Annotated in this window: 9 protein-coding genes; all 9 read right to left on the reverse strand. The window is 63.6% G+C overall.

Going from position 1 to position 12,070, the window contains the following annotated elements; genetic code table 11:
- Window positions 1–36: 36 nt before the first annotated feature.
- Window positions 37–1,212 (reverse strand): acetyl-CoA C-acyltransferase, encoded by a 1,176-nt coding sequence (locus QTI66_RS02760; protein WP_286557356.1) that lies wholly within the window; start codon window positions 1,210–1,212, stop codon window positions 37–39.
- A 45-nt stretch (window positions 1,213–1,257) separates the two neighbouring features.
- Window positions 1,258–2,736 carry a M20 family peptidase gene (locus QTI66_RS02765; RefSeq protein ID WP_286557357.1) on the reverse strand — a complete coding sequence of 493 codons (1,479 nt, stop codon included), beginning with the start codon at window positions 2,734–2,736 and terminating at the stop codon, window positions 1,258–1,260.
- Window positions 2,737–2,754: 18 nt separating this feature from the next.
- Window positions 2,755–4,857, reverse strand: coding sequence for a 3-hydroxyacyl-CoA dehydrogenase NAD-binding domain-containing protein (locus QTI66_RS02770; RefSeq protein ID WP_286557358.1), 2,103 nt, complete (start codon window positions 4,855–4,857; stop codon window positions 2,755–2,757).
- Between the two features lie 211 nt (window positions 4,858–5,068).
- The gene (locus tag QTI66_RS02775) at window positions 5,069–5,764 is read right to left on the reverse strand and encodes an ABC transporter ATP-binding protein (protein ID WP_286557360.1); all 696 of its coding nucleotides are present in this window, start codon (window positions 5,762–5,764) and stop codon (window positions 5,069–5,071) included.
- A gap of 47 nt (window positions 5,765–5,811) precedes the next feature.
- A complete protein-coding gene (locus QTI66_RS02780; protein ID WP_286557361.1) occupies window positions 5,812–6,582 on the reverse strand; it encodes an ABC transporter ATP-binding protein in 771 nt (256 codons plus the stop codon).
- Between the two features lie 19 nt (window positions 6,583–6,601).
- On the reverse strand, window positions 6,602–7,915 hold the full coding sequence (locus QTI66_RS02785) for a branched-chain amino acid ABC transporter permease (RefSeq protein WP_286557362.1): 1,314 nt from the start codon (window positions 7,913–7,915) through the stop codon (window positions 6,602–6,604).
- A gap of 4 nt (window positions 7,916–7,919) precedes the next feature.
- Entirely contained in the window at window positions 7,920–8,867 is a 948-nt protein-coding gene (locus tag QTI66_RS02790; RefSeq protein WP_286557363.1) for a branched-chain amino acid ABC transporter permease, read from the reverse strand.
- A 92-nt stretch (window positions 8,868–8,959) separates the two neighbouring features.
- Entirely contained in the window at window positions 8,960–10,204 is a 1,245-nt protein-coding gene (locus QTI66_RS02795) for a branched-chain amino acid ABC transporter substrate-binding protein (RefSeq protein ID WP_286557364.1), read from the reverse strand.
- 187 nt (window positions 10,205–10,391) lie between these two features.
- Window positions 10,392–12,035 carry a 3-(methylthio)propionyl-CoA ligase gene (locus QTI66_RS02800; RefSeq protein ID WP_286557365.1) on the reverse strand — a complete coding sequence of 548 codons (1,644 nt, stop codon included), beginning with the start codon at window positions 12,033–12,035 and terminating at the stop codon, window positions 10,392–10,394.
- Between the last annotated feature and the right edge of the window lie 35 nt (window positions 12,036–12,070).

Genomic DNA, 12,070 nt, shown 5'->3' on the forward strand with positions numbered 1-12,070 from the left:
ACTCGGCTACACGAAGTGAGCCGATACGGGGGTGGGTCAAATGATTTCGAAGACGCCTGCGGCGCCCATGCCGCCGCCGATGCACATCGTGACGACGACCTTTTTCGCGCCGCGGCGCTTGCCTTCGATGAGGGCGTGGCCTGTCAGGCGCTGGCCGCTCACGCCATAGGGGTGGCCGACGGCGATGGCGCCGCCGTTCACGTTCAGGCGGTCATCGGGAATGCCCAGCTTGTCGCGGCAGTAGATCACCTGCACGGCGAAGGCTTCGTTCAGTTCCCACAGGTCGATGTCGCTGACCTTGAGGCCCAGCTTGCCCAGCACCTTCGGGATGGCGTAGACGGGGCCGATGCCCATTTCGTCCGGCTCGCAGCCGGCGACGGCAAAGCCCAGGAAACGGCCCAGGGGCTTCAGGCCCTTCTGCTCCGCGAACTTCTCGCCGACCACGACGCAAGCGCCGCCGCCGTCCGAAAACTGGCTGGCATTGCCGGCCGAGATCAGGCCGCCGGGGATGGCCGTGCGGATGCCGCTGATGCCTTCCTTGGTCGTGCCGGCGCGGATGCCTTCGTCGTTCTCGACGGTGACTTCCTTGGTGCGCAGGCCCAGCACGGCGTCAGCCACGCCCATGGTCACGGTGATCGGTGCGATCTCGTCCTTGAACTTGCCCGCTTCCAGCGCGGCCGTGGCACGTTGCTGGCTGCGTGCGCCGTATTCGTCCATCGCGTCGCGGCCGATGTTGTAGCGCTTGGCCACGTTCTCCGCCGTTTGCAGCATGTTCCAGTAGATCTCGGGCTTGTTCTTCACGAGCCACGGGTCGGCCAGCATGTGCTTGTTGGCTTCGTTCTGCACGCACGAGATGCTCTCGACGCCGCCGGCCACGTACACGTCGCCTTCGCCCGCGATGATGCGTTGCGCAGCGGTGGCGATGGTCTGCAGGCCCGAGGAGCAGAAGCGGTTGATGGTCATGCCCGACGTGGTGATCGGCAGGCCGGCGCGCAGCGCGATCTGGCGCGCGATGTTGGAGCCGGTGGCGCCTTCAGGCGTCGCGCAGCCCATGATGACGTCGTCGACCTGGGCACCTTCGATGCCGGCGCGCGCCACCGCGTGCTGCACGGCGTGACCGCCCAGCGTCGCGCCGTGCGTCATGTTGAAGGAACCCTTCCAGCTCTTGGCGAGCGGTGTGCGGGCGGTGGAAACGATGACGGCGCTGGTCATGGTGATGTCCTTTGCAAGAGAGAGAGGGTCGTTCGGATGAAGGGGTCAGCCCGGCGACGCCGCACTGCCGGCGTTGCGCAAGAGCTGGTGATAGAACTGGATCATCTCGACGTAGTTGTCGATCGAGACGCGTTCGTTGGTGCCGTGGAAGCGCGGCAGGTCTTCGGGACGTGCGCGCACCGGCGAGAAGCGGTAGATGGCATCGCTCACGCCGGTGAACAGGCGCGAATCGGTTCCGCCGATCATCAGGCCCGGCGCCACGACGCCTTCGGGGAAGACCTGGCGAACCGATTTCTGGATGGCGGCGTAGCCCGCCGCATTGATCGGCGACACCGGCGATGGGTCGGTGTTGCCCGGATGCTGCCTGACCTTGATCGCGTCGACGGCCATGGTCTTGTGCATGTGCTGCTCCACGGAAGCCAGCGTTTCGCCGGGCAGGATGCGGAAGTTGACGGCCGCCTCGACATGCCCCGGCAAGACGTTGTCCTTGTTGCCTGCGTTCACGATGGTCAGGGCCGTCGTGGTGCGCAACATCGCATTGCTGCTCGGACCCGCTTCCAGCTGCTTTTGCACCAGCGGCCCGAAAAGCCACAGGTTGGAGAGCGCAAAGCGGTTGAAGCCGGTCATCTCGGGCGCCAGCGTGGTGAACATGCTTTCAGCCACACCGCTGATGGAGGCAGGCAGCGGATTCGCTTCCAGCTTGGCCAACCCCGCGCTCATCGTGCCGATGGCCGACTTGCCCGGTGGCATCGACGAATGGCCCGGCGCCATGTCCAGCGACAGGAAGAAGGTGCCGTAGCCCTTCTCGGCCAGGCCGATGAGCGCAGCCGGCATGTTCAGGCCCGGCAGCACGCCTTCGGTGACCAGCAGCCCTTCGTCGAGCACCCACTCCAGCCGCACGCCGCGGGACTTGAGCAATTCGGCGATGGCACCGGCGCCGCGCTTGCCGAGCACTTCCTCGTCGTCGCCGGAGATCAGGTAGATGGTTTGCTTCGGCTTGAATCCGCTGCCCACCAGCATCTCCACGGCTTCCATCTGCGACAACAGGTTGCCCTTGTTGTCCCAGGCGCCGCGGCCCCAGACGTAGCCATCCTTGATGACGCCGCTGAAGGGTTCGACCTTCCACTCCGCCTCCGTGCCGGGCGCGATCGGCACCACGTCCTGGTGCGCCATCAGCGCAATCGGATTGGCCTTGGGATCGCTGCCTTGCCACGTGTAGAGCAAGGCGTGCTCGCCCACCACTTCCTTTTTCAGCGTGGCATGCAGCTTGGGAAACTGCTGCGCAAGGTAGTCCTGCAGCTTGACGAACTCGCCGCTGTTGAACTTGGGATCGTCCAGGCTCGACACGGTCTTGAAACCGATGGCACCCGAAAGCCGTTTTGCAACGGCCTGCGCGTCCACCGCAACCTTTTGAACCGGCTCCACCTTGACCTGCCTTGAGGGCGTGCGCCAGGTGTTGATGCCGACCGCCGCGGCCAGTGCAACCAGCACCAGCAGCAGCCCGAGAAAAACGCGTTTGATCAAGTCAGGACTTTCCGTTGCTTAGCTGAATTGCTTGCCTTCTGCGGCCAGCTTGGCCAGCAGTGGAGCAGGTTCCCAGAACTTGCCGTCGTCGCGCGGGTTCTGCGCAAAGCGCTTCATTGCCGACGCCACGTTGTAAAGGCCCACCTGGTTCGCGTAGTGCATCGGGCCACCGCGCCAGATCGGGAAGCCGTAGCCGGTGAGGTACACCATGTCGATGTCACCGGACTTGCCGGCAATGCCGTCTTCCAGGATGTGCGCGCCTTCGTTGACAAGGGCGAACACCAGGCGCTGGACGATTTCTTCGTCAGAGATCTTGCGCGGCGTGATGCCTTCGTCCTTGCGATGCTGTTCGATCAGGTCGAGCACGACCTTGCTCGGGATCGCGTCGCGCTTGCCGGCCTGGTAGTCGTACCAGCCTGCGCCGGTCTTCTGGCCGAAGCGGCCCAGTTCGCACAGCTTGTCGGCGGTGCGGCTGTACTTCATGTCGGCACGCTCGGTGGCGCGGCGTTTGCGGATGGCCCAGCCAATGTCGTTGCCGGCCAGGTCGCCCATGCGGAACGGGCCCATGGCAAAACCGAACTTTTCGATGGCCTTGTCGACTTGCTGCGGCGTGGCGCCTTCGTCCAGGAGGAAGCCGGCTTGACGCGAGTACTGCTCGATCATGCGGTTGCCGATGAAGCCATCGCACACGCCAGAGACGACAGAGGTCTTCTTGATCTTCTTGCCGATGGCCATGACCGTGGCGAGCACGTCCTTGGCGGTCTGCTTGCCGCGCACGACTTCCAGCAGCTTCATCACGTTGGCCGGACTGAAGAAGTGCATGCCGACCACGTCCTGCGGACGCTTGGTGAAGGCGGCGATCTTGTCGACGTCCAGCGTCGAGGTGTTGGAGGCCAGGATGGCGCCGGGCTTGGCGACTTCGTCCAGCTTCTTGAACACGGCTTCCTTGACGCCCAGCTCTTCGAACACGGCCTCGATGATGAGGTCGCAGTCTTTCAGGTCGGCGTAGTCGAGCGTGGTCGACAGCAGCGCCATGCGCTGGTCGTACTTGTCCTGCTTGAGCTTGCCCTTCTTGACCTGCGCTTCGTAGTTCTTCTTGATCGTGGCGATGCCGCGGTCGAGCGCTTCCTGCTTCATCTCCAGGATCTTGACGGGGATGCCAGCGTTCAGGAAGTTCATCGAGATGCCGCCGCCCATGGTGCCGGCGCCGATCACGCCCACCGTCTTGATGTCGCGCTTGGGGGTGTCTTCCGGCACGTCGGCGATCTTGCTCGCCGCGCGCTCGGCCATGAACAGGTGGCGCAGCGCCGCCGATTCCGGCGAGAGCATCAGCGCCGTGAAGATGCGGCGTTCTTCGGCCATGCCGGCGTCGAACTTCATCTTCGTGGCGGCCTGCACGGCTTCCACGCACTGGACCGGCGCCGGGAAATTCTTGGCCATGCCTGCAACCATGTTCTTGGCGAACTGGAAGTAGGCGTCGCCTTGAGGGTGCTTGCACGGCAGGTTGCGCACCAGCGGAAGTTCTGCGCCCTTGGCTGCGATGTCCTTGGCGAACTCGATGGCTTCCTGCACCACCGTTTCAGCCGACGCGGCGACCTTGTCGAACAGCTTCTGGCCGGGCAGGCTCGCGAGCAGTTCGCTCTTGACGGGCTCGCCGCTCACAATCATGTTCAGCGCGGTTTCCACGCCCAGCACGCGCGGCAGGCGCTGCGTGCCGCCCGCGCCGGGGATGAGGCCCAGCTTGACTTCAGGCAGTGCCACGCTGGTGCCCGGAGCGACCACGCGGTAGTGCGCGCCCAGGGCCAGTTCGAGGCCGCCACCCATGCACACCGTGTGGATCGCCGCCACCACCGGCTTGGTGGTGGCTTCGACCGCGAGGATCACGCTCAGCAGGTTCGGCTCTTGCAGCGCCTTGGGCGTGCCGAATTCCTTGATGTCGGCGCCGCCCGAAAAGGCCTTGCCGGCACCCGTGATGACGACCGCCTTGACGGCTGCGTCGGCTTGCGCCTTGGCCAACCCGTCGGTGATACCGAGGCGGGTTGCGTAACCGAGGCCATTGACCGGGGGGTTGTTCAGCGTGATCACGGCAACGTCGCCGTGAACCTTGTATTCAGCCGTCATGCTGCGTTCCTTTGGATGGGAAGAAGTAATGGAATGAACCGGGAACATGGGCCTCTGGACGGGTGTCCGCCAGAGGAGCCTGCTCCGAAAAGCACGAGTGTTCTTTTTCGCGATTCTAGGCCTTTGTCCCCAGTGGGCAATCGACCCAAGTCTCTGCCGGGACAACCCGGCGCAATTTCAACTCAACAACGGGAAGCGGCCCGCATCGTATTCACACTTCGAGCCATTCCTTGCGCGTGGACGCGTCGGCGCGCAAGGAGTCTGGCGTACCGTCAAACACGATGCTACCGTGGCCCATCACGAGCGCGCGATCGGAAATGTGCATCGCAATGGTGAGCTTCTGTTCAATGAGCAACACCGAGATGCCGCGGTCCTTCAGGCGCTTGAGGTATTCGCCCACCAGTTCGACGATCTTGGGCGCCAGGCCTTCGGTCGGCTCGTCGATGATGATGAGGTCCGGATCGCCCATGAGTGTGCGGCAAAGCGTGAGCATTTGTTGCTCGCCACCTGAGAGCACGCCGGCTTCGGTGTGCTGGCGCTCCTTCAGGCGCGGGAACATGGCGTACATGTCGTCGAAGGACCAGCGACTGCCCTTGCCCGTGCCCTTCTGGCCGAGCAGCAGGTTCTGGTGCACCGTGAGCTTGGGGAAGATGTCGCGGTTCTCGGGCACGTAGCCGATGCCTGCGTGCGCCACTTCATAAGCCTTCTTGCGCAGGATGTCCTGGCCTTTCCAGTGCAGGCCACCTTCGGCATGCACGAGGCCCATGATGGCCTTGGCGGTGGTCGAGCGGCCGGAGCCGTTGCGGCCCAGCAGCGCGACGATCTCGCCCTTGCCAACTTCGAAGGAAACGCCATGCAGGACGTGGCTCTTGCCGTAGTAGGCGTGGATGTCTTGTAGTTTCAGCATGTCAGTTGTCGCGCTGCGCCTGTGTTGACTGTTGCTTGAGATTCATCTCAGTGCCCCGCCCCTTGCGCGTCCGCCACCGAGGAGCCAAGGTAGGCCTCTTGCACCTTCGGGTTGGAGCGCACCGCCTCAGGTGTGTCGAAAGCGATCACCTCGCCGTAGACCACCACGGCAATCTTGTCGGCGAGCCCGAACACCACGCCCATGTCGTGCTCCACCGTCAGCAGCGTGCGGCCCACCGTCACCTGCTTGATGAGCGCGATGAAGTGCGCCGTCTCGGTCTTGCTCATGCCGGCCGTGGGTTCGTCCAGCAGGATGACGTTGGCGCCGCCGGCGATCGTCACGCCGATCTCCAGCGCGCGCTGCTCGGCATAGGTGAGGTTCACCGCCAGCACGTTGCGCTTGCGGGCCAGACCCACTTGCTGCAGCAGTTCTTCGGTACGCTCGTTCGCGTCATCAAGCCCGGAGAGGAAGCGCAGGAACGTGTACTTGTAGCCCAGGCTCCACAGCACGCCGCAGCGCAGGTTCTCGAACACGCTCAGCTTCGGAAAGATGTTCGTGATCTGGAAGCTGCGCGACAGGCCCTTGCGGTTGATCTCGAAGGGCTTGAGCCCGTCGACCCGTTCGCCGTTGAGATGCACCTCGCCGCTGGTCGGCGTGAGCCGCCCGCTGATGAGGTTGAACAGGGTCGACTTGCCCGCGCCGTTGGGGCCGATGATGCCGATGCGCTCGCCCGCGTTCACTTGCAGGTTGGCGCCGCGAATGATCTCGGTCTTGCCGAAGCTCTTGCGCAGGTCTTTGAGTTCGAGTGCGTAGGTCATTTTTCTGCTTTCCCCTTGCTCACGCTGCCGTCTCGCGGCGCTTGATCTCGGCTTCGATTTCTTCCTGCGCGTGGCCCCATACGCGGGCAAAGCGCCGGCGCAGGATCTCGAACAGCACACCGCCAACGACGATGAGCACGGCCGCAATGGCCCAGCTCGCCACCGACGACGTGTCAAGCTCGAAGCCCGCCAGCCGCACCAGCGGGCCGAGCGCCGCGTTGAGCTGCATGTGATAGATCATCTCGACGACCGCCGCCAGGCCGGCCACGAGAATGGCCGCCGTGACAATCAGGCCTAGGTAGAGCTTCCACAGGCGATTGAACTTGCCGAAGGCCGCCACCCGCACGTTCATCATGAGCAGGCTGGCCACGCCGCCGGGCGCGAACATGACCATCAGCAGGAACACGAGGCCCAGGTACAGCAGCCACGCCTTGCTGATTTCCGACAGCAGCACCGACGCGAACACCAGCAGCACCGCGCCGATCATCGGCCCGAAGAAGAAGGTCGCGCCACCGAGGAAGGTGAACAGCAGGTAGCCGCCCGACCGCAGGGCGTTCAGGCTGTCGGCCGCGTTCACGATCTCGAAGTTGATCGCCGCCAGCCCGCCGCCGATGCCGCCGAAGAAGCCCGCGATGATGAAGGCGAAGTAGCGCACGCGCTGCGTGTTGTAGCCGATGAACTCGACGCGCTCGGGGTTGTCGCGCACCGCATTCAGGATGCGGCCCAGCGGCGTGCCCGTGAAGGCGAACATCAGCGCCGTGCAGACAAAGCAATAGACGGCGATGAGGTAGTACACCTGCATCTGCGAACCGAAGTTCAGGCCGAAGAAGCTGCTGTAGGTGCGGTCGGTGGTCACCCCGCCTTCGCCGCCGAAGAAGCCGGGAAACATCAGTGCCATGGCCGCCACGAGTTCGCCGATGCCCAGCGTGATCATGGCGAAAGTGGTGCCCGATTTCTTCGTGGTGACGAAGCCGAACAACACGGCGAAGAACGCACCGCCGAGGCCGCCCACAATGGGGATCAGCACCAGCGGCACGGGCACCGAACCCTTGGTGGCGAGATTCATCGCATGCACCGCGATGAAGGAACCCAGCCCCACATACACGGCGTGCCCGAAGCTCAGCATGCCGCCCTGCCCCAGCAGCATGTTGTAGCTCAGGCAGATGATGACCAGGTAGCCGATCTGCGAGAGCATGGTGAGCGCCAGGCTGCTGCGGAAGATGTGCGGCGCGACGATGAGAAAGATCGCGAACAGCGACCAGATCGCGATGCGGCCGATGTTCATCGGCTTGTAGCGATAGTAGGCGGTAGGGGTGGTGCGTGTGGTGCTCATTGTCTTAGTCCTCACGGGTACCCAGCAATCCCTTGGGCCGGAATATCAGGATCAGCACCAGGAACAGATACGGAAGAATCGGCGCCACCTGCGAGATCGTCAGCGACAACAGGGGATAGGCGAAGTTCTCGGGGGTGACGGTCATGCCCAACTGCTGCAGGGTCGACACGCCCGAATAGTCGAGCGCCACCGCAAAGGTCTGCACGATGCCGATCAGCAGCGACGCGAGGAAGGCGCCGGCGAGCGAGCCCATGCCGCCCACCACCACCACCACGAAGATGATCGAGCCGACCGAGGCCGCCATCGCGGGCTCCGTCACATAGGTGTTGCCGCCGATCACGCCGGCGAGGCCCGCCAGCGCGGCGCCGCCGCCAAACACCAGCATGAACACGCGAGGCACGTTGTGGCCTAGCGCCTCCACCATCTCGGGATGCTTCAGCGCGGCCTGGATCACCAGCCCGATGCGCGTGCGCGTGAGCAGCAGCCACACCGAGATCAGCATCAGGATCGCCACCAGCATGATGAACGAGCGCGACTTCGGAAACTGCGTGCCGTACAGGGTGAACAGCGGGCCTTGCAGTTGCGTGGGCAAGCCGTAGGGAACGGTGGACCGGCCCCACACGAGTTGCACCAGTTCGAGAATGAGGTAGGACAGCCCGAAGGTCACGAGCAATTCAGGCACGTGGCCGAACTTGTGCACGCGACGCAGGCTGTAGCGCTCGAACAGCGCCCCCATTCCGCCCACCAGCAGGGGCGCGATGAACAGCGCCGGCCAGAAGCCGATCACGCCCGAGAGCGTGTAGGCGATGTAGGCGCCCAGCATGTAGAAGCTGGTGTGCGCGAAGTTGAGCACACCCATCATGCTGAAGATGAGCGTCAGGCCAGAGCTCAGCATGAACAGCAGCAGCCCATAGCTCACGCCGTTGAGCAGCGAGATGACGAAAAATTCCATGGTGGTTCCACTCCCGATACGAGAAGAAAAAAGGGCCCGATCGTGTGTCGGGCCCTTCGCGACGCGGAGCCTGCGAGAGGCTCAGTGCCTCATCAACCCGGCTGGCCGGGGCGCTTCATCTGGCACGAGGTGGGCGTGCTGGCAACGTAGGCGTCGAAGTACTTCACGGGCACGAAGGTGTAGCCGGTGCCTTCGGAGTCAATGGGGTATTTGCCGCCAGCCTTTTCCCACTTGGTGATGAACAGGCCCTGCTGCATCTGGTGGTCCGCCTTGCGCATGTCGACATCGCCGTTGAAGCTCTTGAACTTCATGCCCTCGAGCACCGCTGCCACCTTGACCGGATCGGTCGACTTGGCCTTGACGAAGGCGTCGCTCATCATCTGGAAGGCGGAGTAGGCCGCATAGGTATAGAGGTCATCCTTGAACTTCTTGTTGAACTCCACACTCAGGCGCTGGATTTCGCCACCCATGTTGGCGTGGCCGTAGCCCACCTGGTAGACCTTGCCGGCCGATGCCGCACCCATGGCCGTGGGCGTGCCGCTAACCGTTCCGTAGTAGGTGTAGAAGTTGACGTTGCTCAGGCCCGCGTCATTCGCGGCCTTGATCAGCAGCGCCAGGTCCGAGCCCCAGTTGCCGGTGATGACGGTGTCGGCGCCGGAAGCCTTGATCTTCGCCACGTAGGGCGCGAAGTCGCGCACTTGCGCCAGCGGGTGCAAGTCTTCGCCGACGATCTCGACGTCGGGGCGCTTAACCTTGAGGTTTTCCTTGGCGTACTTGGCCACCTGAACGCCGTGCGAGTAGTTCTGGTTGATCAGGTAGACCTTCTTGACGCTCGGCTGGTCCTTCATGAAGGTCGTCAGCGCTTCCATCTTCATGGAGGTGTCGGCGTCGAGGCGGAAGTGCCAGTAGCTGCACTTGCTGTTGGTGAGGTCGGGATCGACCGCGGCGTAGTTGATGTAGAGCAGTTCCTTGCCCGGATTGCGCGCGTTGTTCTTCTCGACCGCATCGATGATGGCCAACGCAGCGCCGGAGCCGTTGCCTTGCAGCACGTAGCGTGCACCCTGGTCCTGCGCAGAACGCAGCGCAACCGTGGTCTCTTGCGGGCTGAGCTTGTTGTCGATGCCGATGATCTCGAACTTCACGCCGGCGGCGTTCTTCTTGTTGAATTCTTCGGCGAGGAACTGATAGGTCTTGAGCTGGTTGGTGCCCACGGCAGCCATCAGGCCCGACAGCGGGTCCAGCCAGGCGACTTTCACGGTCTCGCCCTTCTGGGCAAACGCGCCAGTGGCACTTGCCACGAGGATGCTGGCAGTAACAAATTTCAGAGCGAGCTTCATGTAAATCTCCAAGTTTCGAACGTGCGTCTAAGTCTCAAAAGCCGAGCGAGATTACAAGCCTTTGCACACCCAACCCTCAGGGAATGCCCCTAAGCAATCGAGTGGCGGGCCCGTTTCTATCACTCAGGTGACAGTGCGTGCGCTTTGTGTTCTACCGGGCGGTAGGAAATGCGCGATTTCTCAAGGGTCAAACGCCGGGCAGCTTGTAACCCTTGAGCAGTTCGCGCAGCCTCGTTTTCAGGATCTTGCCGGTGGCGCCGATCGGGATGGCCTCGACGAACACGACGTCGTCGGGAATCTGCCACTTGGCTGTCTTGCCCTCATAGAACGCAAGGAGATCCTCTCGGCTGACCTCCGCGCCCGGACGCTTGACCACGGCCACGATGGGACGCTCATCCCATTTCGGATGGGCCACGCCGATGCACGCCGCCATGGCGATGGCCGGGTGCGAGACGGCAATGTTCTCGATGTCGATGGAACTGATCCATTCGCCGCCGGACTTGATCACGTCCTTGCTGCGGTCGGTGATCTGCAGGTAGCCGTCTGCGTCGATCGTGGCGACGTCGCCGGTGGGGAACCAGCCGCGGCCCTGTTCGTCGGGAACCAGCGGATCGCCTCCCTCGCCCTTGAAGTATTCCTTGACGATCCAGGGGCCTTTGACCAGCAGGTCGCCGTAGGCCTTGCCGTCCCAGGGCAATTCCTTGCCGTCCACGTCGACGATCTTCATGTCGACGCCGAAGATGGCGCGGCCCTGCTTCAGGCGGATGGCCAGGCGGTCGTCCGGCGTCATCTCCAGATGCTTGTTCTTGAGCGTGCACAACGTGCCCAGCGGCGACATCTCGGTCATGCCCCAGGCGTGCAGCACCTCGACGCCGTAGTCGTCCTGGAAGGCGCGGATCATGGCCGGCGGGCAGGCGGAGCCGCCGATCACCGTGCGCTTGAGCGTGGAAAAGCGCAGGCCGTCGGGCTTCATGTGGCCGAGCATCATCTGCCACACGGTCGGCACGCCGGCGGCAAAGGTCACCTTTTCCTTTTCGATGAGCTCGTAGATGGACTTGCCGTCGAGCGCGGGGCCGGGGAACACCAGCTTGCAGCCCGTGAGCGCCGCCGAATAAGGAATGCCCCAGGCGTTGACGTGGAACATCGGCACCACCGGCAGCACCGAATCGCGCGCCGACAGGCACATGACGTCGGGCAACGCCGCGGCGTACGCGTGCAGCACGGACGAACGGTGGCTGTAGAGGGCCGCCTTCGGGTTGCCCGTGGTGCCGCTCGTGTAGCACATGCTGGAGGCGGAGTTTTCGTCGAAGGTCGGCCAGTCGTAGCGGTCGGACTGCCCGCTCATCCACGTTTCGTAGCTCACCAGGTTCGGGATGCCGGTGTCGGCGGGCAGTTTGTCGGCGTCGCACAGGGCGATCCACTTCTTGACCGTCGGGCAGCGCGCATGCACGGCCTGCACGATGGGCAGGAAGGTCATGTCGAAGGCCAGGATCTGGTCTTCGGCATGGTTGGCAATCCACGCGATCTGGTCCGGATGCAGGCGCGGGTTGATGGTGTGCAGCACGCGACCCGTTCCGCTCACGCCGTAGTACAGCTCCAGATGGCGGTAGCCATTCCACGCCAGGGTGGCCACGCGGTCGGAAAAGACCAGGTTCTCGCCCTCGAGCGCATTGGCGACCTGGCGGGAGCGGCGTGCAACATCAGACCAGGTGTATCGGTGGATGTCGCCTTCGACCCGGCGCGACACGATTTCGCCGTCGCCGTGGTGGCGGTCGGCAAATTCGAGCAGCGACGAGATCAACGACGGTTGGTCTTGCATCAAACCCAGCATGGAAAGTCTCCTTGGAATCAGTGAATGTCTCTCGG

The organism is Variovorax brevis (assembly GCF_030317105.1).
GTDB classification, from domain to species: Bacteria; Pseudomonadota; Gammaproteobacteria; order Burkholderiales; family Burkholderiaceae_C; genus Variovorax; species Variovorax brevis.